This window comes from Pseudomonas sp. R43(2017), from assembly GCF_002112345.1.
In the GTDB taxonomy this organism is placed as follows: domain Bacteria; phylum Pseudomonadota; class Gammaproteobacteria; order Pseudomonadales; family Pseudomonadaceae; genus Aquipseudomonas; species Aquipseudomonas kribbensis.
Genome location: NZ_NEHJ01000007.1, coordinates 365,701 through 390,722 on the forward strand (window position 1 = coordinate 365,701; position 25,022 = coordinate 390,722).

At 60.7% G+C, this 25,022-nt stretch carries 24 protein-coding genes; 18 read left to right on the forward strand and 6 right to left on the reverse strand.

The window, feature by feature from the left end:
* Position 1 precedes the first annotated feature (1 nt).
* Positions 2 to 1,183, forward strand: coding sequence for a formate-dependent phosphoribosylglycinamide formyltransferase (gene purT, locus CAG02_RS21345; RefSeq protein ID WP_024011715.1), 1,182 nt, complete (start codon positions 2 to 4; stop codon positions 1,181 to 1,183).
* Positions 1,184 to 1,229: 46 nt separating this feature from the next.
* Here purT and CAG02_RS21350 read toward each other — a convergent pair whose 3' ends face one another.
* The 3 genes from CAG02_RS21350 to CAG02_RS21365 form a co-directional block, all read right to left on the reverse strand.
* Positions 1,230 to 2,546: an MFS transporter gene (locus CAG02_RS21350; protein ID WP_085711651.1), complete on the reverse strand. Its 1,317-nt coding sequence runs from the start codon at positions 2,544 to 2,546 to the stop codon at positions 1,230 to 1,232.
* 235 nt (positions 2,547 to 2,781) lie between these two features.
* Positions 2,782 to 4,023, reverse strand: coding sequence for a transporter associated domain-containing protein (locus CAG02_RS21360; protein ID WP_085711649.1), 1,242 nt, complete (start codon positions 4,021 to 4,023; stop codon positions 2,782 to 2,784).
* 12 nt (positions 4,024 to 4,035) lie between these two features.
* Positions 4,036 to 4,848 carry an inner membrane protein YpjD gene (locus tag CAG02_RS21365; protein ID WP_085711648.1) on the reverse strand — a complete coding sequence of 271 codons (813 nt, stop codon included), beginning with the start codon at positions 4,846 to 4,848 and terminating at the stop codon, positions 4,036 to 4,038.
* A 209-nt stretch (positions 4,849 to 5,057) separates the two neighbouring features.
* On the opposite strand from CAG02_RS21365, the gene ffh reads away from it, so the two are divergent.
* The 6 genes from ffh to CAG02_RS21395 all read left to right on the forward strand — a co-directional run bounded on the left by ffh (position 5,058) and on the right by CAG02_RS21395 (position 9,133).
* A complete protein-coding gene (gene ffh / locus CAG02_RS21370; RefSeq protein WP_085711647.1) occupies positions 5,058 to 6,434 on the forward strand; it encodes a signal recognition particle protein in 1,377 nt (458 codons plus the stop codon).
* A 249-nt stretch (positions 6,435 to 6,683) separates the two neighbouring features.
* Positions 6,684 to 6,935 (forward strand): 30S ribosomal protein S16, encoded by a 252-nt coding sequence (rpsP, locus tag CAG02_RS21375; RefSeq protein ID WP_003198088.1) that lies wholly within the window; start codon positions 6,684 to 6,686, stop codon positions 6,933 to 6,935.
* Between the two features lie 5 nt (positions 6,936 to 6,940).
* Complete coding sequence (gene rimM, locus CAG02_RS21380; protein ID WP_085711646.1) at positions 6,941 to 7,477, forward strand: ribosome maturation factor RimM; 537 nt, start codon at positions 6,941 to 6,943, stop codon at positions 7,475 to 7,477.
* A 2-nt stretch (positions 7,478 to 7,479) separates the two neighbouring features.
* The gene (trmD, locus tag CAG02_RS21385) at positions 7,480 to 8,232 is read left to right on the forward strand and encodes a tRNA (guanosine(37)-N1)-methyltransferase TrmD (protein ID WP_085711645.1); all 753 of its coding nucleotides are present in this window, start codon (positions 7,480 to 7,482) and stop codon (positions 8,230 to 8,232) included.
* A 45-nt stretch (positions 8,233 to 8,277) separates the two neighbouring features.
* The gene (gene rplS, locus CAG02_RS21390) at positions 8,278 to 8,628 is read left to right on the forward strand and encodes a 50S ribosomal protein L19 (RefSeq protein ID WP_009047143.1); all 351 of its coding nucleotides are present in this window, start codon (positions 8,278 to 8,280) and stop codon (positions 8,626 to 8,628) included.
* A gap of 91 nt (positions 8,629 to 8,719) precedes the next feature.
* Positions 8,720 to 9,133 (forward strand): acyl-CoA thioesterase, encoded by a 414-nt coding sequence (locus CAG02_RS21395; RefSeq protein WP_085711644.1) that lies wholly within the window; start codon positions 8,720 to 8,722, stop codon positions 9,131 to 9,133.
* Positions 9,134 to 9,247: 114 nt separating this feature from the next.
* Here CAG02_RS21395 and CAG02_RS21400 read toward each other — a convergent pair whose 3' ends face one another.
* Complete coding sequence (locus CAG02_RS21400) at positions 9,248 to 11,059, reverse strand: sodium:proton antiporter (RefSeq protein WP_085711643.1); 1,812 nt, start codon at positions 11,057 to 11,059, stop codon at positions 9,248 to 9,250.
* Positions 11,060 to 11,167: 108 nt separating this feature from the next.
* On the opposite strand from CAG02_RS21400, the gene xerD reads away from it, so the two are divergent.
* From xerD to CAG02_RS21435, 7 genes are all read left to right on the forward strand, one after another.
* On the forward strand, positions 11,168 to 12,064 hold the full coding sequence (gene xerD, locus CAG02_RS21405; RefSeq protein WP_085711642.1) for a site-specific tyrosine recombinase XerD: 897 nt from the start codon (positions 11,168 to 11,170) through the stop codon (positions 12,062 to 12,064).
* A 141-nt stretch (positions 12,065 to 12,205) separates the two neighbouring features.
* Positions 12,206 to 12,937 (forward strand): bifunctional protein-disulfide isomerase/oxidoreductase DsbC, encoded by a 732-nt coding sequence (gene dsbC / locus CAG02_RS21410; protein WP_085711641.1) that lies wholly within the window; start codon positions 12,206 to 12,208, stop codon positions 12,935 to 12,937.
* 131 nt (positions 12,938 to 13,068) lie between these two features.
* Positions 13,069 to 14,373 (forward strand): homoserine dehydrogenase, encoded by a 1,305-nt coding sequence (locus CAG02_RS21415; RefSeq protein WP_011332618.1) that lies wholly within the window; start codon positions 13,069 to 13,071, stop codon positions 14,371 to 14,373.
* A gap of 66 nt (positions 14,374 to 14,439) precedes the next feature.
* Positions 14,440 to 15,849 (forward strand): threonine synthase, encoded by a 1,410-nt coding sequence (gene thrC / locus CAG02_RS21420; RefSeq protein ID WP_085711640.1) that lies wholly within the window; start codon positions 14,440 to 14,442, stop codon positions 15,847 to 15,849.
* Positions 15,850 to 15,968: 119 nt separating this feature from the next.
* Positions 15,969 to 17,342: a transporter substrate-binding domain-containing protein gene (locus CAG02_RS21425; RefSeq protein WP_085711639.1), complete on the forward strand. Its 1,374-nt coding sequence runs from the start codon at positions 15,969 to 15,971 to the stop codon at positions 17,340 to 17,342.
* Positions 17,343 to 17,460: 118 nt separating this feature from the next.
* Positions 17,461 to 17,868, forward strand: coding sequence for a response regulator (locus CAG02_RS21430; RefSeq protein ID WP_085711638.1), 408 nt, complete (start codon positions 17,461 to 17,463; stop codon positions 17,866 to 17,868).
* Positions 17,869 to 18,032: 164 nt separating this feature from the next.
* Positions 18,033 to 18,314, forward strand: a complete 282-nt coding sequence (locus tag CAG02_RS21435; RefSeq protein WP_085711637.1) for a DUF3509 domain-containing protein — start codon at positions 18,033 to 18,035, stop codon at positions 18,312 to 18,314.
* 175 nt (positions 18,315 to 18,489) lie between these two features.
* On the opposite strand, the gene CAG02_RS21440 is transcribed toward CAG02_RS21435, so the two are convergent.
* Together CAG02_RS21440 and CAG02_RS21445 are read right to left on the reverse strand one after the other, a co-directional pair.
* The gene (locus CAG02_RS21440; protein WP_256578225.1) at positions 18,490 to 19,449 is read right to left on the reverse strand and encodes a TIGR02285 family protein; all 960 of its coding nucleotides are present in this window, start codon (positions 19,447 to 19,449) and stop codon (positions 18,490 to 18,492) included.
* Complete coding sequence (locus CAG02_RS21445) at positions 19,397 to 20,596, reverse strand: CaiB/BaiF CoA-transferase family protein (protein ID WP_085711635.1); 1,200 nt, start codon at positions 20,594 to 20,596, stop codon at positions 19,397 to 19,399. The genes CAG02_RS21440 and CAG02_RS21445 overlap by 53 nt, the downstream gene beginning before the upstream one ends.
* A 146-nt stretch (positions 20,597 to 20,742) precedes the next feature.
* Between CAG02_RS21445 and CAG02_RS21450 the strand changes: the two genes are divergently transcribed.
* From CAG02_RS21450 to CAG02_RS21465, 4 genes are all read left to right on the forward strand, one after another.
* Entirely contained in the window at positions 20,743 to 21,285 is a 543-nt protein-coding gene (locus CAG02_RS21450; RefSeq protein WP_007954646.1) for a YaeQ family protein, read from the forward strand.
* A 54-nt stretch (positions 21,286 to 21,339) separates the two neighbouring features.
* On the forward strand, positions 21,340 to 23,049 hold the full coding sequence (recJ, locus tag CAG02_RS21455; RefSeq protein WP_085711634.1) for a single-stranded-DNA-specific exonuclease RecJ: 1,710 nt from the start codon (positions 21,340 to 21,342) through the stop codon (positions 23,047 to 23,049).
* A gap of 238 nt (positions 23,050 to 23,287) precedes the next feature.
* Positions 23,288 to 24,394 carry an NADH:flavin oxidoreductase/NADH oxidase gene (locus CAG02_RS21460; protein WP_085711633.1) on the forward strand — a complete coding sequence of 369 codons (1,107 nt, stop codon included), beginning with the start codon at positions 23,288 to 23,290 and terminating at the stop codon, positions 24,392 to 24,394.
* 91 nt (positions 24,395 to 24,485) lie between these two features.
* The gene (locus tag CAG02_RS21465; RefSeq protein WP_085711632.1) at positions 24,486 to 25,019 is read left to right on the forward strand and encodes a GNAT family N-acetyltransferase; all 534 of its coding nucleotides are present in this window, start codon (positions 24,486 to 24,488) and stop codon (positions 25,017 to 25,019) included.
* Positions 25,020 to 25,022 lie beyond the last annotated feature (3 nt).

Sequence of the window (25,022 nt, forward strand, 5' to 3'; positions counted from 1 at the left end):
GATGACCCGTATCGGAACTCCATTGTCGCCGACCGCGACCCGCGTATTGCTGTGTGGCTGTGGTGAGTTGGGCAAGGAAGTGGTGATCGAGCTGCAGCGCCTGGGCGTTGAAGTGATTGCCGTTGACCGTTACGCCAATGCGCCGGCCATGCAGGTTGCCCATCGCAGTCACGTGATCAACATGCTCGACGGCGCCGCCCTGCGTGCGGTGATCGAAGCCGAGAAGCCGCACTTCATCGTGCCGGAAATCGAAGCCATCGCCACTGCCACTCTGGTCGAACTGGAAGCCGAAGGCTTCACCGTGATCCCGACCGCGCGCGCCGCGCAACTGACCATGAACCGCGAAGGTATCCGTCGTCTGGCCGCTGAAGAGCTGGATCTGCCGACCTCGCCTTACCACTTCGCCGACACCTTCGAGGACTACAGCAAGGCTGTTCAGGACCTCGGCTTCCCGTGCGTCGTCAAACCGGTGATGAGTTCGTCGGGCAAGGGCCAGAGCCTGCTGCGCAGCGCCGATGACGTGCAGAAAGCCTGGGACTACGCACAAGAAGGCGGTCGTGCCGGTAAAGGCCGGGTGATCATCGAAGGCTTCATCGATTTCGACTACGAAATCACCCTGCTGACCGTGCGTCATATCGGCGGCACCACGTTCTGTGCACCGGTCGGCCACCGTCAGGAAAAGGGCGACTACCAGGAATCCTGGCAGCCACAGGCCATGAGCCCGATTGCTCTGGCTGAGTCCGAGCGCGTTGCCAAAGCCGTGACCGAGGCGTTGGGTGGCCGTGGCCTGTTCGGCGTCGAGCTGTTCATCAAGGGCGATCAGGTGTGGTTCAGCGAAGTGTCGCCGCGTCCGCACGACACCGGTCTGGTGACCCTGATTTCCCAGGATCTGTCGCAGTTCGCCCTGCACGCCCGGGCAATCCTTGGTTTGCCGGTGCCGCTGATCCGTCAGTTCGGTCCATCGGCATCGGCGGTGATTCTGGTGGAAGGCCAGTCGACCCAGACCGCATTCGCCAACCTCGGCGCTGCGCTGAGCGAGCCGGATACCGCGCTGCGTCTGTTCGGCAAGCCTGAAGTCAACGGCCAGCGCCGCATGGGTGTTGCACTGGCCCGTGACGAGTCGATCGAGGCCGCTCGTGCCAAGGCGACCCGCGCTTCTCAGGCTGTCGTTGTAGAGCTGTAATCCCGCTATCTGATCGCTCCCGCCCGTGCGGGAGCGATCATTGCGCTTACGACACCTGATTCAGGTCGTTATGGCGCGTTTCCTTCAGGCACAGCACGGCGATCAAGCTGAGCACCGCCGCCCCCGACACATATCCGCCGACGTAACTCAAACCACCCATCGCCACCAGTTTCTGCGCAAAGAATGGCGCCGCCGAGGCCCCAACGATGCCGCCGAGGTTGTAGGCCGCCGATGCACCGGTATACCGCACGTGCGTCGGAAACAGTTCCGGCAGCAGGGCACCCATCGGGGCGAACGTCACGCCCATCAGGAACAGCTCGATGCACAGGAACAGTGCCACGCCCCAAGTCGAGCCCTGAGTCAGCAACGGCTCCATCAGAAATCCGGAAAGAATCGCCAGAACACCGCCGACGATGAGCACCGGCTTGCGCCCGTAACGATCACTTGCCCAGGCTGACAGCGGTGTGGCGGCTGCCATGAACAGCACGGCGAAGCACAGCAGCCCGAGGAATGTCTCGCGGCTGTAGCCCAATGTGGACACGCCGTAGCTCAGGGAAAACACCGTAGAGATGTAGAACAGTGCGTAGCAGACGACCATGGCGGCGGCCCCCAGCAACGTTGGCGCCCAGTATTGGCTGAACAGCTCGACCAGCGGCACTTTCACCCGCTCCTGACGGGCGATGGCGTTGGCGAATACTGGCGTTTCGTGGAGTTTGAGGCGCACATACAGCCCGACCATCACCAGTACCGCACTGAGCAGGAACGGAATCCGCCAGCCCCAACTGCGGAACTGTTCGTCATTGAGCGTCATGGCCAGCGTCAGGAACAGGCCGTTGGCTGCCAGAAAGCCGATCGAAGGGCCCAACTGCGGGAACATGCCGAACCACGCCCGCTTGCCCTTTGGCGCGTTTTCGGTGGCCAACAATGCCGCGCCCCCCCATTCTCCGCCCAGTCCGAGGCCTTGGCCGAAGCGCAGCACACACAACAGGATCGGTGCCCACGCCCCAATGCTGTCGTAACCTGGCAGCACGCCGATCAGCGTGGTGCAGACACCCATCAGCAGCAGGGAAGCCACCAGTGTGGACTTGCGCCCGATCCGGTCGCCGAAATGGCCGAACAGCGCCGAACCCAGCGGGCGGGCGAGGAAGGCGATACCAAAGGTGAGGAAGGCCGAGAGCATCTGCGCGGTGCCGGATGTCTGCGGAAAGAATACCGGCCCGATCACCAGTGCGGCGGCGGTAGCATAGACGTAGAAATCGTAGAACTCGATGGCCGTGCCGATGAAGCTCGCGGTGGCCACCCGGGTGGTGGAGTTGGCCGGTTGGGCAGGCGTGGTGTCGCTGTAAGCTGTGCTGGTCGTCATGCGGTGATCCCTGACAGTCATGAGCTCCGTTGGAGCGAATTATTATGGTCGACTACCCGGGGATGTGGGATAGGGCGCGAGCGCTGTTTCAGGTAGGAACAGTCGTCGGTGTGATGCGGAAAGCGGCGATGAACCGGCCGGAACCTGTCGGGTGCGGGGTAAGCACGCGGTTCGGCGGGGCTTGGGTAAGCACCGCGATTATAGGAAGGTGGCTAACGATTGAACAAGGGGCTGTCTAGCGCGCCGTGGCCAGCGCCGGGGCCGAAGTGGTATGCCAGATCAGGACCTTGCTCACCCGGTTCTCCTCGGTTTCGAGAATCTCCAGCCGGTAGCGGCCGATCTTCAGGCAGACCGCGCTTTCCGGGATGGTTTCCAGCGCTTCGGTCACCAGGCCATTGAGAGTCCGGGGGCCGTCGCTGGGCAGGTGCCAGCCCAGGCATTTGTTCAGTTCGCGGATCGACGCCGCGCCATCGATCACCATGCGGCCATCGGCCTGCGGATGGATATGCGGATTGTCGAGGCTGTGCTCGCTTTCGAATTCGCCGACGATTTCTTCGAGAATGTCTTCCAGGGTGACGATCCCCAGCACTTCGCCGTACTCGTCCACCACCATGCCCAGACGACGCTGCTGCTTGTGGAAGTTCAGCAGCTGCAGTTGCAGCGGCGTGCTTTCCGGTACGAAATAAGGCTCGTAGCTGGCGGCCAGCAGCGCTTCCCGGGTCAGGGCTTGATTGTCCAGCAAATGACGGACCTGCCGGGTATTGAGGACGGCCTCGACCTGGTTGATGTCGCTGTGAAAAACCGGCAGGCGCGTGCGCTTGTTGTGGCGCAACTGCTCGATGATCTCTTCGATCGGATCGTCGAGATTGATGCCGTCGACGTCACTGCGCGGCACCAGGATGTCGTTGACCGTGATGTTGTCCAGTGCGTGGATACCGGAAACCGGGTGCGTGCGTGACGGATGTTCCGGGTCGTCATGGCGTTCCGGCGGGACGTCGTCTTCGCTCTGTTGCACGACCTGCTGCTTGCGCACCAGCGGACGCAGCAGCAAACCACTGATGCTGCTCAGCAGCCATGCGAGCGGATAGATCACTTTCAGCGGCACTGCCAGCAACGTGTTGCCGAATGACAGCACGGCGTCCGGATAACGTTGGGCAAGGGTGCGCGGGAAATAGTCGGCGAACACCAGCAGGACGGCGCCGGCACCCAGAGTGGCTGCCCAGGGGCCGTTTTCTTCACAGAGGAAAATCGCCAGTAGCGTGGCAAGCACCACGGCGAGGGCGCGGCACAGGGTGTTGCACAGGATCAGGCTGTCGAGCGGGAAGCTGAATTTCGCCAGTGGTTTGTCACTGGCGCGCGATGCGGTGCGCTGTGCCAGCAGATGCTGTTGCGCGACTTCGATGGCGGTAAACAGCCCCGACCAGAGAATCAGCAGGACAAATACCGCGAGCATCGGCCCTATGGGCAAACCGTCCATTTATGCCGCCCGTCAGATGTGCAGGATGTATTCACGGACCAGTTTGCTGCCGAAATACGCCAACATCAGCAGACAGAAACCGGCGAGGGTCCAGCGGATCGCTTTATGGCCACGCCAGCCCAGGCGGTTGCGGCCCCACAACAGCACGCTGAACACGATCCAGGCCAGGCAAGCGAGCAGGGTCTTGTGTACCAGGTGCTGGGCAAACAGGTTCTCGACGAACAGCCAGCCGGAAATCAGCGACAGCGACAGCAGCGTCCAGCCGGCCCAGAGGAAGCCGAACAGCAGGCTTTCCATGGTTTGCAGCGGCGGGAAGTTCTTGATCAGCCCGGATGGGTGCTTGTTCTTGAGCTGGTGATCCTGCACCAGCAGCAACAAGGCCTGGAACACTGCGATGGTGAACATGCCGTAGGCGAGGATCGATAGCAGGATGTGCGCAAGGATGCCCGGCTCTTCATCGATGATTTGCACGGTGCCGGTCGGCGCGAACTGCGCCAGCAACACGGTGATCGCCCCCAGCGGGAACAGCAGGACCAGCAGGTTTTCCACCGGGATCCGCGAGCAGGCCAGCAGGGTCAGGGCAATGACCGCTGCGGCAATCAGGCTCGACGCACTGAAGAAGTCCAGGCCCAGACCGATCGGCGTCAGCAGATGAGTCAGCAGGCTGGCACTGTGGGCCAGCACGGCGAGCACGCCAAGCGTGACCAGCAGGCGCTTGTTGGCCTTGGCGCCAGTGGCCAGGCGGGTGCCCTGATAAAGGGTCGCAGCGGCATAGAGAAGGGCGGCGGCGAGGGTGGTCAGCAAACTCGGTGACAAGGGGAGCATAAATCCTGTTAGGCAAGCCCGAAAGGCGCTGAGTTTGGCATAGAACGGTCATCGCACGAAAGACCGGCAAGCTGACAGCGAGGTGTCCGCCAGACGCAGTCTTCGCTATAATCCGCGACCTGCCCACGCCGCAGGCTCGCCGAGTACATGTTGATTCCGGTCCGGGCCGCCATTATCCCGGTCTACACAGGGCCTGAAAGGATCGCGCAATGTTTGAAAACTTAACCGACCGTCTCTCGCAGACGCTGCGCCATGTCACCGGCAAGGCGAAACTGACTGAAGACAACATTAAAGACACCCTGCGTGAAGTGCGCATGGCGTTGCTCGAAGCCGACGTTGCCCTGCCGGTGGTCAAGGACTTCGTCAATTCGGTCAAGGAACGCGCTGTCGGCACCGAGGTGTCGCGCAGCCTGACGCCGGGCCAGGCGTTCGTGAAGATCGTCCAGGCCGAACTCGAAAGCCTGATGGGCGCGGCCAACGAAGACCTGAACCTGAGCGCCGTGCCGCCTGCCGTCATCCTGATGGCCGGTCTGCAGGGTGCCGGTAAAACCACTACCGCCGGCAAGCTGGCGCGCTTCCTTAAAGAGCGCAAGAAGAAGTCGGTCATGGTCGTGTCGGCGGACATCTATCGTCCTGCTGCTATTAAACAGCTGGAAACCCTGGCCAACGACATCGGCGTGACGTTCTTCCCGTCCGACCTGAGCCAGAAGCCGGTCGACATCGCCAACGCGGCTATTAAAGAAGCAAAACTGAAATTCATCGACGTGGTCATCGTCGATACCGCCGGTCGTCTGCACATCGACGAAGAGATGATGGGCGAGATCAAGGCGCTGCATGCCGCGATCAACCCGGTCGAAACCCTGTTCGTGGTCGACGCCATGACCGGCCAGGACGCCGCCAATACGGCCAAGGCCTTCGGCGATGCATTGCCGCTGACCGGCGTGATCCTGACCAAGGTCGACGGTGATGCCCGTGGCGGTGCCGCGCTTTCCGTGCGTGCCATCACCGGCAAGCCGATCAAGTTCATCGGTATGGGCGAGAAGACCGAAGCCCTCGACCCGTTCCACCCTGAGCGTATCGCCTCGCGGATCCTCGGCATGGGCGACGTGCTCAGCCTGATCGAACAGGCTGAAGCGACCCTCGACAAGGACAAGGCCGACAAACTGGCCAAGAAACTGAAGAAGGGCAAGGGCTTCGACCTCGAAGACTTCCGCGATCAGCTGCAACAGATGAAGAACATGGGCGGCCTCGGCGGCCTCATGGACAAGCTGCCGAGCATCGGTGGCGTCAACCTGTCGCAGATGGGCAATGCCCAGAGTGCGGCAGAGAAGCAGTTCAAGCAGATGGAGGCCATCATCAACTCCATGACCCCGGCCGAGCGCCGCGACCCCGAGCTGATCAGTGGCTCGCGCAAGCGCCGGATCGCCATGGGCTCCGGCACCCAGGTGCAGGACATCGGTCGCTTGATCAAGCAGCACAAGCAGATGCAGAAGATGATGAAGAAATTCTCCGCCAAGGGCGGAATGGCGAAAATGATGCGCGGCATGGGCGGTATGTTGCCCGGCGGCGGCATGCCAAAACTGTAAAAGAACTCGCCGGTCGTCGTACCGGCGCAGACCCCGCAAGGACGCGGGATCAACAGCAAACCCGCATTCGGCGGGAGCTGACTGGCCGTTTTCATTGACGGCTCTACCGCAAATCAGCACGGCATGCCATAGGCGCCGGAAAAAGTCATTTGCAAAAGTCCGGATATTCCTTAGAATATGCGGCCTTTCGGGCACCCATGCCCGCTGTGCATTTAGATTTGCAGCACCGACTACAGGAACGATGTTCACATGCTAACAATCCGTCTTGCCCTTGGCGGCTCCAAAAAGCGCCCGTTTTACCACCTGACCGTAACCGACTCCCGCAACCCGCGTGACGGTTCCCACAAAGAACAGGTTGGTTTCTTCAACCCTGTTGCCCGTGGTCAGGAAGTTCGTCTGTCCGTGAACCAAGAGCGCGTAGCCTACTGGCTGAGCGTTGGTGCACAGCCTTCTGAGCGTGTTGCTCAGTTGCTGAAGGAATCGGCTAAGGCTGCGGCCTGAGCAATATGAACGCGACGCCTGCTGTTGCCGATGATTTGATCGTTATTGGCAAAATTTATTCTGTTCACGGCGTTCGCGGCGAAGTGAAGGTTTATTCCTTTACTGATCCGACTGAAAACCTGTTGCAGTACAAAACCTGGACGCTCAAGCGCGAAGGCAATGTCAAACAGGTCGAGCTGGTCAGTGGACGCGGGAGCGACAAGTTCCTGGTCGCAAAGCTCAAGGGTCTTGATGATCGTGAAGAAGCTCGTCTTCTGGCCGGTTACGAGATCTGCGTGCCGCGCAGCCTGTTCGCTGAATTGACCGAAGGCGAGTACTACTGGTACCAGCTGGAAGGTCTGAAGGTCATCGACACACTTGGGCAACTGCTCGGGAAAATCGATCATCTTCTGGAAACCGGCGCCAATGATGTAATGGTAGTCAAGCCTTGCGCTGGCAGCCTGGATGATCGCGAACGCCTGTTGCCCTATACGGAGCAATGCGTGTTGGCCGTCGACCTCGCAGCGGGCGAGATGAAGGTGGATTGGGACGCGGACTTCTAAGCGTGGCTAACTTGCGCGTAGAAGTGATCAGTTTGTTTCCCGAGATGTTTTCCGCCATCGGCGACTACGGCATCACCAGTCGAGCGGTCAAACAGGGGCTCTTGCAGCTGACCTGTTGGAATCCGCGGGATTACACGACGGATCGGCATCACACTGTGGACGATCGCCCGTTTGGCGGTGGTCCGGGCATGGTGATGAAGATCAAGCCCCTGGAAGATGCTCTGGTTCAGGCCAAGGCAGCAGCCGGGGAGGCGGCGAAGGTGATTTACCTGTCCCCCCAAGGCCGTCAACTGACTCAGTCGGCGGTACGCGAACTGGCGAAATCGGATGCATTGATCCTGATTGCCGGTCGCTATGAAGGCATTGACGAGCGTTTTATTGATGCTCATGTCGATGAAGAGTGGTCGATTGGGGACTATGTCCTGTCTGGCGGCGAGCTGCCGGCGATGGTCCTGATAGATGCGGTTACACGACTGCTGCCCGGAGCTTTAGGGCATGCGGACTCCGCGGAGGAAGATTCCTTCACGGATGGTTTGCTGGATTGCCCGCACTACACCCGACCGGAGGTGTATGCGGATCAGCGTGTTCCCGACGTATTGCTAAGTGGCAATCACGCACACATCCGGCGTTGGCGTTTACAGCAGTCCCTTGGTCGGACCTATGAACGACGCGCCGATCTTCTGGAAAGCCGCTCGCTTTCTGGAGAAGAGAAGAAGCTGCTCGAGGAATACATCCGCGAGCGGGACGATAGTTAACAACGTATCGATGGTAGATCCGACGATTTACCTTAGGAGCACAGCATGACCAACAAAATCATCCTTGCACTCGAAGCAGAGCAGATGACCAAAGAGATCCCGGCCTTTGCCCCGGGCGACACCATTGTCGTTCAGGTGAAAGTGAAGGAAGGCGATCGTTCCCGTCTGCAAGCGTTCGAAGGCGTTGTAATCGCCAAGCGTAACCGCGGCGTGAACAGTGCGTTCACCGTTCGTAAAATCTCCAACGGTGTTGGCGTAGAACGTACTTTCCAGACCTACTCCCCGCAGATCGACAGCATGGCTGTCAAACGTCGCGGTGACGTACGTAAAGCCAAGCTGTACTACCTGCGCGACCTGTCGGGTAAAGCAGCTCGCATCAAGGAAAAACTGGCTTAAGTCCAGCTTCCGATGCAGAAAAAAGCAGCCTACGGGCTGCTTTTTTGTTGTCCGCAATTTATCCACAGCACCATCGCTTCAGGCCGTATCCATGACATCTCGCGAGCAAGAAATCGAACGCCGTACCGAACTCTCGGTGACCCGCGTGACCAAGGCGGTCTTCCCGCCGACCACCAATCACCACAACACCCTGTTCGGCGGCACCGCGCTGGCCTGGATGGATGAAGTGTCGTTCATCACTGCCACGCGTTTCTGCCGTCTGCCGCTGGTGACGGTCTCCACCGACCGGATCGATTTCAACCATGCGATCCCGGCAGGTTCCATCGTCGAGCTGGTCGGGCTGGTGATCAAGGTCGGCAACACCAGCCTCAAGGTCGAGGTGGAAGTGTTCGTTGAAAGCATGAGCTGCGACGGGCGTGAGAAAGCCATTCACGGGCAGTTCAGCTTTGTTGCGATTGATGATGACAAGCGGCCGGTGCCCGTGTTGCCGGGCTTCGCGGCCTGATCCGGCACCGAACCGCGGCATTCGCGGGCAAGCCCGCCCCCACAGATTTTGTGTTGCCTGCTGGTGTTGTGCTCGACACGAACCCTGTGGGAGCGGGCTTGCCCGCGATTGGATTTATGCGCCGCCGCTAATCTCAGGCTGAATCAACGCCAGCAACGTCCACCCCGGCCCCGGTTTCAGCACGGTTTCCGGCGTCACCACATGCACCCAGCCACTGTCATCGCGCATGAACAGCAGTGTCGCGCGGTTGCCATGCAGCGCCCGGTACTCGTCCCAGCCAAACCCGTCCGTCAGCGTCGTGCTGTACAGATCGGCGCCCTGGCCCAACTGGCTGGCCAGCCTGGCGTAAGTCAGCGCTTCGCTTCCCAGTTGATTGCCACGATGCTCCAGGCTGGCGCGATGCTTGTCGCTGCGCCGGCTTTCATGACCGCTGGCCAGTCCGAACAGGCGCTGATGGCCAAAGTCATGTCGAAAACGCATGGCTGCCAGCGTATTGAGTTCGCCGGACGGTGACAGCGCCAGCAAATGTCCCAGCCCCACCAGATCCAGATGCGCATCCGCGTGCTGCGAGGCCGGATTACCGAAGTAGGTCGGCAAACCATCCATGCGCGCCGCCCGAATGTTTTCCCAGCTTGAGTCGGTGAGCAACACCCGGCTGCCCAGTTGTTGCAGCGACTTGCCGAGCAGGCGCGCCGGGCCGTTTGCACCAACGATCAGGAAGCCGCTGGGTGCCGGTTCCGCCACCTTCAACAGACGTGCCAGTGGCCGGGCAGTCGCGCTTTGCAGCACGACGGTGCCGATGATCACGGCGAAGGTCAGCGGCACCAGCAACAGCGCACCTTCATGGCCGGCAGCATCCAGGCGAATCGCAAAGATCGCCGAGACTGCCGCCGCGACGATCCCGCGCGGGGCGATCCAGCACAACAATGCACGCTCACGCCAACTCAGGCTCGAACCGGCGGTACTCAAGACGACGTTCAGTGGTCGGGCGATCAGCTGGATCACCAACAACAGAATCAGCACCAGTGGCCCGAGACCGATCAGCGCGTTCAGGTCCAGCCGCGCCGCCAGCAGAATGAACAAACCGGAAATCAGCAGCACACTGAGGTTTTCCTTGAAGTGCAGAATGTGCCGTACATCCACGCCTTTCATGTTCGCCAGCCACATGCCCATCAGCGTCACCGCCAGCAGCCCGGATTCGTGCATGGTCTGGTTGGCGGCGATGAATATCCCCAGTACGGCGGCGAGCGATGCCAGATTGTGCAAATACTCCGGCAGCCATTGACGCCGAATGATCGTACCGAGCAGCCAGCCACCGGCGATGCCGAACGCGCTGCCGCAGACAATCACCCCGCCGAACGTAAGCAGGCTCTGTTCCAGGCCATGGCCTTCGGTCCGGGCAATGATGAAGCTGTAGACCACCACCGCGAGCAGCGCGCCGATCGGGTCGATCACAATCCCTTCCCAGCGCAGGATGTTGGCGATCGAAGCCTTCGGTCGTACCACGCGCAGCATCGGCACGATCACGGTCGGCCCGGTAACCAGCGTCAGGCTGCCGAACAGGATGGCGAGCAGCCAGTCGAAGCCCAGCAGCCAGTGGGTCGCCACCGCAATCACTGTCCAGGTCGAGAGCGCGCCGAGGGTCACCAGCCGATGCACGACGCTGCCGATCTCGCGCCACTCCGACAGGTGCAGGGTCAGACTGCCCTCGAACAGGATCAGCGCCACTGCCAGTGACACCAGTGGCATCAGCAGCGGACCGAACATTTCCTGCGGGTCGAGCCAGCCCAGCACGGGGCCGGCGAGAATGCCGGTCAGCAGCAGAAACAGAATCGCCGGCAACTTCAGCCGCCACGCCAGCCATTGACAGCCCAGAGCGGCAGCACCGATACCGCCGAAGGCCAAGAGGATTTGCTGCTCGTTCATTGAAGCTCCCTGTTCCTTGAAATAGCGGGCTATGAAAGACTAGCGAGCCTTTCAACCGTTCACTGTTTATTTGCGCGTCGTGCCTGTGCCGGCGCGCCCAGAGTGCCCATGTCTGCCATCGACCACCCGCTGATTGACCAATTCCTCGATGCCCTGTGGCTGGAGAAAGGCCTGTCCGACAACACCCGTGATGCCTATCGCAGCGATCTGGCGCTGTTCAACGGCTGGCTGCAGGAGAAAAACCTCGAATTGATCAACGCGGGTCGCGAGTTGATCCTCGATCACCTGGCCTGGCGTCTGGAGCAGAACTACAAACCCCGTTCCACCGCGAGATTTCTCTCGGGCGTGCGTGGCTTTTATCGCTATTTGCTGCGGGAAAAACTGATCTCGGTCGACCCGACCTTGCGTGTCGACATGCCGCAACTTGGCCGGCCGTTGCCCAAATCCCTGTCGGAAGCTGACGTCGAAGCGCTGCTGAAGGCGCCAGACTTGAGCGAAGCCATCGGGCAGCGTGATCGTGCCATGCTCGAAGTCCTTTACGCCTGCGGCTTGCGAGTGACCGAGCTGATCAGCCTGACCCTGGAGCAGGTCAACCTGCGCCAGGGCGTGTTGCGGGTTATGGGTAAGGGCAGCAAGGAACGCTTGGTGCCGATGGGCGAGGAAGCAATTGTCTGGGTAGAGCGTTATCTGCGCGATGGTCGCAGCGAACTGCTGGGCGGGCGCCCCAGCGATGTGCTGTTCCCCAGTCAGCGCGGCGAACAGATGACCAGGCAGACCTTCTGGCACCGCATCAAGCATCAGGCCAAGGTCGCCGGGATCGGCAAGTCGCTGTCGCCGCATACTCTGCGTCACGCCTTCGCCACGCACCTGCTCAACCATGGCGCCGACTTGCGGGTGGTGCAGATGCTGCTGGGCCACAGCGACCTGTCGACCACGCAGATCTACACGCACGTCGCCCGTGCGCGGTTGCAGGATCTGCATGCCAAGCATCACCCTCGCGGTTGAGCGTTCTGCCTTGCGACAGGCGCATTCGGCCACGGGAGCCTTATGTGGTAGGCTTTGCCGGTTTGCACGATGGACGGTTATGACCCGGTGTTCCGGCACGGGCGTTCTGATCGTTCCATTTGTCCGCCTTCAGGAGTTCACATGCGTCTGACCCAGATTTTCGCCGCCGCAGCCATTGCGTTGGTCAGCACCTTTGCCGTCGCCGATGATGCGGCCGACAAAGCCATCCGCCAGAGCCTGGAAAACCTCCAGCTCGACGTTCCGGTGGACACCATCACCGCCAGCCCGCTGCCGGGCCTGTACGAAGTCAAGCTCAAGGGCAGCCGCGTGCTCTACGCCAGCGCCGACGGCCAGTACATCGTTCAGGGCTACATGTTCCAGCTCAAGGACGGCAAACCGGTCAACCTGACCGAGAAGACCGAACGCCTGGGCATTTCCAAACTGATCAACGGGATTCCGGTCGCCGAGACCGTGGTTTACCCGGCCGTGGGCGAGACCAAGTCGCACATTACAGTGTTCACCGACACCACTTGCCCGTACTGCCACAAGCTGCACGCCGAAGTGCCTGAGCTGAACAAGCGCGGCATCGAAGTGCGCTATGTGGCGTTCCCGCGCCAGGGCCTGGGCTCGCCGGGTGACGAGCAACTGCAAGCCGTGTGGTGCTCGAAAGACAAGAAAGCGGCCATGGACAAAATGGTCGATGGCAAGGAAATCAAGGCCGCCAAGTGCGAGAACCCGGTTTCCAAACAGTTCGCCCTCGGTCAGTCGATCGGCGTGAACGGCACGCCGGCCATCGTTTTGGCTGACGGACAAGTCATTCCGGGCTACCAGCCTGCGCCACAAGTCGCCAAACTGGCGCTGGGCGCGAAGTAATTCGCATCGTCGCGCCAAGGCGTGACGAGCGTGGCCCGGCGGCAACATGGCCGGGCCATCAATAGAGAGCCGCGATTGCGCGGTTGTTTTCACGGCCGGCCTCGCGTCGGCCGTTTTATGGGGAGTTCACAGTGAAACCGGTCAAAGTAGGCATCTGTGGGTTAGGGACCGTCGGTGGCGGAACCTTCAACGTACTTCAGCGCAACGCCGAGGAAATTGCTCGTCGTGCCGGGCGTGGAATCGAAGTGGCACAAATTGCCATGCGCACGCCAAAGCCTCAGTTCCAGACGACCGGTATTGCGATTACCAACGATGTCTTCGAAGTGGCCACGAACCCTGAGATCGACATCGTCATAGAGCTGATGGGCGGCTACACCGTTGCCCGCGAGCTGGTACTCAAGGCCATCGAGAATGGCAAGCATGTGGTCACCGCGAACAAGGCTCTGATTGCCGTTCACGGTAATGAAATTTTCGCCAAGGCCCGCGAGAAAGGCGTGATCGTGGCGTTCGAAGCGGCGGTAGCCGGCGGCATTCCGGTGATCAAGGCGATCCGTGAAGGCCTGTCCGCCAACCGTATCAACTGGGTCGCCGGGATCATCAACGGCACCGGCAACTTCATCCTCACCGAAATGCGCGAGAAGGGTCGCACCTTCGAAGACGTGCTGGCCGAAGCGCAGGCGCTGGGTTACGCCGAAGCCGATCCGACCTTCGACGTCGAAGGCATCGACGCCGCGCACAAGCTGACAATCCTGGCGTCCATCGCGTTCGGTGTTCCGCTGCAGTTCGACAAGGCCTACACCGAAGGCATCACCAAGCTGACCACCGCCGACGTGAACTACGCCGAAGCGCTGGGCTACCGCATCAAGCACCTGGGCGTGGCACGCAGCACCGCCGCCGGTATCGAGCTGCGCGTGCACCCGACGCTGATCCCGGCCGATCGCCTGATCGCCAACGTCAACGGTGTGATGAACGCGGTAATGGTCAACGGTGACGCTGCCGGTTCGACCCTGTTCTACGGCGCCGGCGCCGGCATGGAGCCGACCGCGTCGTCGGTGATCGCCGATCTGGTGGACGTGGTTCGCGCCATGACCTCTGACCCGGAAAACCGCGTGCCGCATCTGGCCTTCCAGCCGGACTCGCTGTCGGCCCATCCGATCCTGCCGATCGAAGCCTGCGAAAGCGCCTACTACCTGCGCATCCAGGCCAAGGACCATCCGGGCGTACTCGCTCAGGTGGCGAGCATCCTCTCGGAGCGCGGCATCAACATCGAGTCGATCATGCAGAAGGAAGTCGAGGAACACGACGGTCTGGTGCCGATGATCCTGCTGACGCACCGCGTGCTGGAACAGCACATCAACGATGCGATCGCCGCCCTTGAAGCCCTGGCGGGTGTTGTCGGTCCGGTCGTGCGGATCCGTGTCGAGCACTTGAACTAAGCCGATCTCCTTCACCGGGCCCGTCTGCGGGCCCGGTGTTGTGAACACTGTCCATTGGAGTCAGTCATGCGTTACATCAGTACCCGCGGCCAGGCACCGGCCCTGAATTTCGAAGACGTCCTGCTGGCCGGTCTTGCCACCGACGGCGGTCTATACGTCCCGGAAAACCTGCCACGTTTCACTCAGGAAGAAATCGCTTCCTGGGCCGGCCTGCCGTATCACGAGCTGGCTTTCCGCGTCATGCGCCCGTTCGTCACCGGCAGCATTCCGGACGCCGATTTCAAAAGGATTCTCGAAGAAACCTACGGTGTGTTCGCCCACAACGCGGTTGCGCCACTGCGTCAGTTGAACGGCAACGAATGGGTCATGGAGCTGTTCCACGGCCCGACCCTGGCGTTCAAGGACTTCGCCCTGCAACTGCTCGGTCGTTTGCTCGACTACGTGCTGGAAAAGCGCGGCGAGCGCGTTGTCATCGTCGGCGCCACCTCCGGTGACACTGGCTCGGCCGCCATCGAAGGCTGCAAGCACTGCGAAAACGTCGACATTTTCATCCTGCACCCGCACAACCGTGTGTCCGAAGTGCAGCGTCGGCAGATGACCACCATCCTCGGCGAGAACATCCACAACATCGCCATCGAAGGCAACTTCGATGACTGCCAGGAAATGGTCAAGGCCAGCTTCGCCGACCAGAGCTTCCTCAAGGGCACGCGCCTGGTGGCGGTGAACTCGATCAACTGGGCGCGGATCATGGCCCAGATCGTTTACTACTTCCACGCAGCGCTGCAACTGGGCGGCCCGGCTCGTTCGGTGTCGTTCTCGGTACCGACCGGCAATTTCGGCGACATCTTCGCCGGTTACCTGGCCCGCAATATGGGCCTGCCGATCAACCAGTTGATCGTCGCCACCAACCGTAACGACATCCTGCACCGCTTCATGAGCGGCAACCAGTACGTCAAGGAAACCCTGCACGCCACGCTGTCGCCGTCGATGGACATCATGGTTTCGTCGAACTTCGAACGCCTGCTGTTCGACCTGCACGGTCGCAACGGCGCGGCGATTGCCGGGCTGATGGACTCGTTCAAGCAGGGCGGCGGTTTCAGCGTTGAACAGGAACGCTGGACCGAAGCCCGCAAACTGTTCGACTCGCTGGCCGTGGACGATGCGCAAACCTGCGAAACCATCGCCGAAGTCTACGAGCAGACCGGTGAAGTGCTGGATCCGCACACCGCCATCGGCGTAAAAGCCGCTCGCGAATGCCGTCGCAGCCTGGATATCCCGATGGTGATCCTGGGTACGGCGCATCCGGTCAAGTTCCCGGACGCGGTGGAGAAAGCCGGCGTAGGAAAAGCTCTCGAACTGCCTGCACACCTTTCTGATTTGTTTGAGAGAGAAGAGCGCTGCACCGTTCTGGCAAACGAGCTGAAAGCCGTGCAAGCCTTTGTCAGCCAGCATGGCAATCGCGGCAAGCCGCTTTAAGCCCTGAAAGCTGTCACATTTTGAAGCCCGTCTCCTGACGGGCTTTCTTGTTTTTGCATGCCACACTGCGCGTGTTTCGCCCACGAAGGACGGGCGAGTCGATGACGAAGGATGTGGCAATGCGGTTTTATTCAGGATTGAGGCCAGCGCTGAGCTGGTTGTTTTTATTGGGGCTGTCGGGGGTTCTGCAATTGACCGAAGCGGCCCATCTGACGATGCATTCAGAAGGGGCAGAGTTGAACATCCAGCCCATTGAGCTGGACGCGCAGGAGCAACAGTGGATTCGTGAAAACCCCAGGGTGACAGTCGCCTCGGTGCAGTATCCCTTGTATCTGTTTCAGGACGAACACGGTCAGTGGACCGGCCTGAACAACGATGTGCTCAAGCACATCAGCGCCATGACCGGTTTGCAGTTCGTGCATCACGAGTCGTTCTCCACCAACCATATGCTGGAGCGGCTCGAAAGTGGCGTCGCCGACATCAGTACCACGCTGGCGATGAACGAGGAGCGCAAGCAGTTTCTCGATTTCAGCCATGCCTTCGGGGGAGCGGGGTGGGTATTCGTCGGGCGGGCAGGTTTGCCGGCGGTGCAGTCGCTTGAAGAGTTGGAGAAACGGGTTCTGGTGCTGCCGGCCAGGCATGCACTGGAGGACATTATCCGACGCGAGCATCCGCTGATTGAAATACGTTCGGTCAAAACCTATGCCGAGGCCCGGGCGCTGGTGGAGAGTGGCGAGGCATACGCCACGATTGAAAACGAAATGGGTGCGCAATTGTTTCCATCGGGCCTGCTCAAGGTCGGAGGTCTGGTGGAGGGCAAGTGGGAGGCGGATCATCTGGCAGTGCGCAAGGGCTTGCCTGAGTTGCTGAGCATTCTCAACAAAGCCCTCGGGGCCTTCTCGGCAGCCGAATTGCGTGCCATGCGGATGAAATGGCTGGACGGGATTTCCCCTGCTCCAGCGCCCTCGCTCGGGACGCTGGTGATCAAGTGGGGATGCTGGGGCATGGGCGTACTCGGCGTGTTCGGCCTGTTTTTGCTGCTATGGAGTCGCCGTCTCGCTGTCGAGATCAAGCAGCGACGTAAGGTGGAGAAGGATCTGGGCGATCAACTGGCTTTTCAGCATGCGTTGATCGATGCCTTGCCAGACCCGGTGTTCGTACGTGACCTGCAGGGGCGTCTGATCATGTGCAATCGCAGTTATGAAGAGGCGCTCGGCGTGCGTCTTGAACAGGTGAAGGGACGGACGTTGTGTGAGCTCGACGTGCTTCCGCAAGCCACGGCATTGATGCTTCATGATGAGTTCATGGCGCAACTGCGCACGCGCAAGACGCGCTTCAGCAGGCGACAGCTGATGTTCAAGGGCGGTTCGCGGCAGGTCTATCAGTGGACGGTGCCTTTTTACGGTGCCGATGGTGCGCTGCGCGGTTTGCTGGGGGGGTGGACGGACATCATTCAAAGGCAGACCGATAGCGGGTGTCGATGTCTGCGTTGAAGATAGGAAATGTCCTATAAAGCCTGGCTACTTTTCTGATGGGAGGCTTAGGACGACTGCCCTAGAGTGACAAGCCACTGCGGCGAGAAACCGCGATTGTCTTGCAAGAGGTCGTCCAATGCGCTCGCTCAAAATCCTGCTTCTCGAACCCGACCCGTTTCAACTGATGGCGTTGCACCAGATGCTCAACGCCATTGGAATCTACGACGTGTTGACCGCGCCTTCGCTGGGAGCGGCAAAGCGCTCGCTGGATCGTCGGGGGGCTGTCGATATCGCCATTTGCAATCCGCAGCTCAAAAATGGTGAGGGGCTGGCACTGATCAACCATCTGGTTGCCCGACGGGATGCTCGATCGTTGATTCTGCTGGGTGTGGTCGCTCCCAGCGTACTGGCCGACCTGGAATCTTTATTGGATGAGAGCGGGGTACAGCTCCTGGGCCGACTGTACACGCCGGTTTCGGCGGTGCTGATGCGCAATCTGCTCGATCGCTATCTGTCGTCGCCCCGACGTTCGGTCAGCGCCTGAAACCATCGGTTATTTTTCTGTCATCTTCTCCATGCATGCTCCGACAGGTCGGTGACGCTCCCGCAGAGGTCGCCGATATGCAGAACTTTCTTCTCGGGCCGGTGGTCATTTACTGTGGACACGCCCCAGGCACAATGTTTTCGGACTATTGAGTGGAGATCGAGATGGAAAGTATCAGTCTATTGCTCGGTGAGGCTCTGAGCCCGTATCAGGTAACGCTGACCCCTCGCGGTCTGCAGGGCGAATGCCTGGTGACACTGAAGAACGGCAGTGGCGCCATCGTGGTGGAACGAGAATTCAATCGGGCGCAGTTGAGCGACAAGCGCCAGCTGACGGATGTGGTCGATGGCTTGCATCGCGACATCCTGATCGCCGAAGGCCGGCTGGAACCCTGTGTGATCGCTGCATTGCGCAACGTTGCCCGCGACAAGCGCCCGGTGCTCTGAAACTGATTGGTTTTTTTGTGGGAACCTTCCTGCATCCAGGTCAGTCAGACCCCATAACAGTAGGATCAAGCATTGTGCTCCGGTGCTTGTCGCTTGCTGCTACGGGTCTTTGATACAGACCACGTTTAACCCCGAGTCGTCTCCCCACTTCTCGGGGTTTCTTTTTGCCCGGAATCTACTGCGCGGCCTGCTGCTGGAAGAAAGTCCGTGCCTGCTCCAGGTAGTCCGGGCGCATTTCAGGGTCGAGCCACTGGGCGTAGAGCTGGTTCAGGTGTTCGTGGGGCAGGGTGCGCAGCAGTTGATCGATTTCGCGGATCGCCTGGCGACCCTGGGTGGTGTCGGTGCAGCCGACATGGCTCGAGATGTATTTTTCCGCACCGTGAACGGGGAAAAACTCCAGCTCGTCTTCGGCGATCTGAACCTGACGCGCCTGGTAGCGGATTTCCGGCCAGTAACCCAGCACCGCTTGCAGCCGACCCAGTCGCTGCATCGACAGCAGACTGCTAAGGGCATCGTTGCCATAGTGCGGCGTCAGCGAGCCACTGGGTGCCTGGCGCAGCAGCTTGTCGACGTATTCGCCATAACTGCGCTCGGCCACCACCCCGACTTTTCTCTCGCCGTTGGCCAGGTACGCCGACAGATCGACTTGCTCTTCGACCAGAAAAGGCTCCAGCATTTCGCGATCTTTGCGACGAACCACCAGACCATTGCTGACTGCGCGAAAAGCAGGGATGGAGAATGCAATCCACTGCGCCCGCTCCCTGTTCCAGAGCAACGACGGATCGCAGGCAAACGGATGTTCATGGAGCATCTGGAGGCCCCGGGCGCGGTTGACCCGCATCAGGGTGTGTTCGTATTGCGGCATGCCGGCTATCAGCATCGGCATCAGTTGATCGATGACGCCCTGGCCCTTTTTCGGGCCTTCGAGAATGGTCAGCGGCGGCAGGTCGCGCAACAGCCAGATCAGCGTTGGCTTGGCCTGCGCCCAGGCTGGCAGCACCAGCAGAAAAAGCAGGCCGAACAGCCGCCACGTCCACCAGTGGCGGGCGCGGTTGGAGGCTGAGGCCTGCCGGCGTTTCAGCTCAGATGGCTCCGTCTTCGCGCAGCCTGGCGATCTGCTTCTCGTCGTAGCCAAGATCGTGGAGTACCTGCGCATTGTGTTCACCGAGCTGCGGTCCGACCCATTCGGACGTGCCGGGTGTCTCAGAGAGTTTCGGCACGATGCCGGGCATCTTGAAAGGTTTGCCGTCCGGCAGTTTGGCGTGCAGGAACATTTCCCGGGCCAGGTACTGCGGATCGTTGAACATGTCTTCGGCGCTGAAGATTCGGCTGACCGGCACTTCGGCCTGGTTCAGCAGATCAAGCACGGTTTGCAGCGGCAGCGAATTGACCCAGCGATCGATCACGCCGTACAGCTCGTCGCGGCGGCTGTCGCGCCCGTCATTGCTGGCCAGTGTCGGGTCATTGGCCAGATCCTCACGACCGATGATCAGCATGAAGCGCTTGAAGATCGCATCGCCGTTGGCACCGATCTGCACATGCTTGCCGTCGGCGCTGGTGTGGATCGAGGAGGGTGTGATGCCTGGCATGATGTTGCCGGTGCGCTCACGAATGAATCCGAACACATCGAACTCCGGCACCATGCTTTCCATCATGGCGAAGATCGCTTCGTACAGCGCCACATCGACCACTTGGCCGAGTCCACCGTTGACCTCGCGATGACGCAAAGCCATCAACGCGCCGATCACACCCCACAAGGCCGCAATCGAATCGCCGATGGAAATCCCGGTGCGCACTGGCGGCCGGTCCTCGAAGCCAGTGATGTAGCGCAGGCCACCCATGGATTCGCCGACCGCGCCGAAACCTGGCTGATCCTTCATCGGCCCGGTCTGGCCGAAACCGGACAGGCGCACCATCACCAGCTTCGGGTTGAGCGCGTGCAGGGTTTCCCAGCTCAGGCCGAGTTTTTCCAGCACGCCGGGGCGGAAGTTCTCGATCAGGATGTCGGCTTCACCCAGCAGTTTTTTCAGGATCGCCAGGCCGTCGGGGTGTTTCAGGTTCAGGGTCAGGGACTTTTTGTTGCGAGCCTGGACGAACCACCACAGCGAGGTGCCTTCATACAATTTGCGCCACTTGCGCAGCGGATCACCGCCGTCCGGCGATTCGATCTTGATCACTTCGGCACCGAACTCGCCGCAAATGCGCGAGGCAAACGGCCCGGCAATCAAGGTACCCAATTCAATGACTTTCAGACCGCTGAGCGGTTTGTTGGCGAACGGCATGCGAAATCCTGTAGGACAAGGCTGAGCAGATACAGCGTTTTAACATAGCCGGCTGTCAGTCGCGCAAGGTTGATCGCCATCAATTCGTGGATTGCCTACAGCATCGGTTAGACTTGCCGACTTTCCTCGTATCAAGAAGCCCGTTCATGGCCCAGCCGTCCACTACCTACAAATTCGAACTGAACCTCACCGATCTGGACCGCAGCGTCTACGAGAACGTGAAGCAGACCATCGCCCGTCACCCTTCGGAAACCGAAGAACGCATGACCGTACGCCTGCTGGCCTACGCGCTCTGGTACAACGAGCAACTGTCGTTTGGTCGTGGTCTGTCGGATGTCGATGAACCTGCGTTGTGGGAAAAGAGCCTGGACGACCGCGTCCTGCACTGGATCGAAGTCGGCCAACCAGATGCGGATCGCCTGACCTGGTGCTCCCGTCGCACCGAACGCACCAGCCTGCTGGCCTACGGCAGCCTGCGTGTGTGGGAAGGCAAGGTGATCCCGGCGATCAAAAACCTGAAGAACGTCAACATTGCTGCCGTTCCGCAGGAAGTGCTGGAAACCCTGGCCCAGGACATGCCCCGCGTCATCAAGTGGGACGTGATGATCAGTGAAGGCACGATCTTCGTCACCGATGATCGCGGCCAGCACGAAGTCCAGCTCACCTGGCTGCAAGGCGAGCGCGGCTAAGTCCGCGTTACTCCCGAAAAATCCCACGTATTCAAGAGAAGCTTCTGTCACCCCATGCGTATCGATCCTCGCCCGTTGCCCGCCACTCTGCCGTTTCTCGGTGAACTGCCACCCCTGCTGACCCGCCTGTACGCGGCGCGGGGCGTGCAGTCCGAGGCGGAGCTGGACAAGAGCCTGGCGCGGTTGATTCCGTTCCAGCAACTCAAGGGGATCGATGCGGCGGTGGACCTGCTGTTGACGGCGCTGGAGCAGCGTCAGCGGATCCTGATTGTCGGTGACTTCGACGCCGACGGCGCGACGGCCAGCACCGTGGGCGTGCTCGGTTTGCGTCTGCTTGGCGCGGCGCACGTCGATTATCTGGTGCCGAACCGCTTCGAATACGGCTACGGCCTGACCCCGGAAATCGTCGAAGTCGCGATGACCCGCGAGCCGCAACTGTTGATCACGGTCGACAACGGTATTTCCAGCGTCGAAGGTGTGGCGGCCGCGAAACGTCACGGCCTGAAGGTTTTGATCACCGACCACCACTTGCCCGGCGACGAACTGCCGCAAGCCGATGCGCTGGTCAATCCGAACCAGCCCGGCTGCGGGTTCCCGAGCAAGGCGCTGGCCGGGGTCGGGGTGATTTTCTATGTGTTGATGGCATTGCGTGCGCGTCTGCGCAGCCTCGGCTGGTACGAGAGCAAGCCACAGCCGAACATTGGCGAACTGCTGGATCTGGTGGCGCTGGGCAGCGTTGCCGACGTGGTGCCGCTGGATGCCAACAACCGGATTCTGGTGCACCAGGGTCTGGAACGGATTCGCGCCGGGCGTGCAAGGCCAGGAATCAAGGCGATCCTGGAAGTGGCCAAGCGTGAAGCCTCGCGCATTACGTCTACCGACCTCGGTTTCATCGTCGGCCCGCGTCTGAACGCGGCGGGGCGTCTGGACGACATGAGCTTGGGCATCGAATGCCTGCTGACCCACGACGCTGCGCTGGCCCGTGAAATGGCCGCGCAACTGGACGGCATGAACCAGGATCGCAAATCCATTGAGCAGGGCATGCAGCGCGAGGCGCTGGCCCAGCTCAAGGATTTGCCGGTCGAGTCGATGCCGTTCGGGTTGTGTCTGTTTGATCCGGAGTGGCACCAGGGTGTGATCGGTATTCTGGCTTCGCGGATGAAAGAGCGGTATTTCCGCCCGACCATCGCCTTCGCCGATGCTGGCGACGGCTTGCTCAAGGGCTCCGGGCGCTCGGTGCAGGGGTTTCATATTCGCGATGCGCTGAGCGTGGTCGCGGCGCAACATCCGGATCTGATCGCCAAGTACGGCGGCCACGCGATGGCGGCTGGTTTGACTTTGCCGCAGGAGAATTTTCCGTTGTTCGCCGAGGCATTCGACGCCGAGGTGCGCAGGCAGCTTCGCGAAGAGGATCTGACCGGACGCCTGCTGTCGGACGGCACGCTGGCGGTCGAGGAATTTCATCTGGAATTGGCCCGGGCTCTGCGTCACGCCGGGCCGTGGGGGCAGCATTTCCCGGAGCCGTTGTTTCACGGCGTGTTCCAGTTGGTCGAGCAGCGAGTGGTCGGCGAGCGGCACCTGAAAGTGGTGCTGAAAACCGAATGCGGTTCGGTGAAGCTCGATGGCATCGCGTTCGGCATCGATCGCGATATCTGGCCGAACCCGACGATCAAATGGGTCGAACTGGCCTACAAACTCGATCTCAACGAGTTTCGCGGTAATGAAACCGTGCAATTGATGATTGCCCACATCGAACCGCGCTGACACTTTCGCGAGCTTGCTCCGGGCGGCGTTCCGACGAAAGCGGACTTACACACACAGAATCACTCTGAACCCACCCTCATCCCCGGATGTCGACTAGGCTCTAAGCACTGCTTGATTGGCCTTGTGACGTCTTGTCGAATTTTTTGCCCGCGGGGGCGGGTGCTGCACCTTTTTCCTGTCACTCGTCGACTTTTCAAACAGAACCCTGGAGCCTGACCACTGATTTGAGAGGTGCCCCATGAGTCTGCTGCTTGAACCCTTTACCCTTCGCCAACTGACCCTGTCCAACCGCATCGCCGTGTCGCCCATGTGCCAGTACTCGAGTGTCGATGGCCTGGCCAACGACTGGCATCTGGTGCACCTCGGCAGCCGTGCAGTAGGGGGCGCGGGCCTGGTGTTTACCGAAGCCACGGCGATCACGGCTGACGGGCGGATCACCGCCGAAGACCTGGGCCTGTGGAACGACGAACAGATCGCACCGCTGCAACGCATCACCCGATTCATCAACGCGCAGGGCGCAGTGGCCGGCATTCAACTGGCCCACGCCGGGCGCAAGGCCAGCACCCATCGGCCGTGGATCGGCAAGCATGGCAGCGTCAAACCGGATGACGGCGGCTGGACCCCGGTCGGGCCTTCGCCGATTGCCTTCGACCCGCAACACACCCAACCCAAACAACTTGATGAGAGTCAGATCGCCCAAGTCATCCAGGACTTCGTGGCCGCAGCCAAACGTGCGCTGACCGCCGGTTTCAGTGTGGTCGAGGTGCATGCGGCGCATGGTTATCTGCTGCACCAGTTTCTGTCGCCATTGAGTAATCAGCGCCGCGACCAATACGGCGGCTCGTTCGAAAACCGCATTCGTCTGGTGCTGCAAGTGACCGAGGCGGTGCGTGCCGTCTGGCCGGAAGAGTTGCCGGTGTTTGTGCGCCTGTCGGCCACCGACTGGGTGGAAGACGGCTGGAACCCCGATGAAACCGTGGAGCTGGCGCGACGCCTGAAAACCCTCGGCGCGGATCTCATCGACGTGTCGTCTGGCGGTACCGCAGCGAACGCGGAAATTCCGGTGGGACCGGGTTATCAGACGCGCTTCGCCGAACGGGTGCGCAAGGAGTCAGGCATCGCCACCGGCACCGTGGGAATGATTACCGAGCCGGCCCAGGCCGAACACATCCTGCGGACCTGTCAGGCCGACATCATCTTCCTCGCCCGTGAGCTGCTGCGTGACCCTTACTGGCCACTGCATGCCGACGATGACTTGGGCGGACGCAAAGCGGTATGGCCGGCGCAGTATCAACGTGCGACCCATCGGGATCAGCCGATTCACGAGTCTGATCTGCGGGATTGATTCCAACCTGTCGTAAAGCCTATAAAACCCGCCATTGAACCGGCGGGTTTTTTCTTGCCTGCTGTCCGGGATTGCAAAGGAATGAACCGCAATGTTGATCGAACGAGCGCTGACTGAATCCGACTTGCCACTGCTGGCGCTGATCGACCGTAGTGAGTTGGTCGAGGAATGTTATCGCGTGGAAAACGGTGAGCTGATTCTTTATCCGGCGCGTTTCGACATGCGCGGCTGGCCCGAAGGGGAGGCGGAGGAGAATGCGCGGGTATTGGAAAAGTGCTGGCGCAGCGGCGGCTGGCTACACGGCCTTTTCGATGGTGAGACTCTGGTGGCGGCAGTGGTTGTGGATAACCGTGTTATTCACAATCAGGGCCTGAGGATGCGGCAGTTGAAGTTCCTGCACATCAGCCGTGCTTACCGTGGACAGGGCCACGGCGGACGCTTGTTTGCCCTGGCTTGCGAGTATGGCCGAGAGGTCGGCGCCGATGCGTTGTACGTCTCGGCGACCGAGTCGCGCAATACCGTGGAGTTCTATCAGCGCCAGGGTTGCCGGTTGCTGGCGCAACCGGATCCCGAGCTGTTTGCACTCGAACCTCACGATATTCACTTTTACTGTCGCCTGGACTGACGC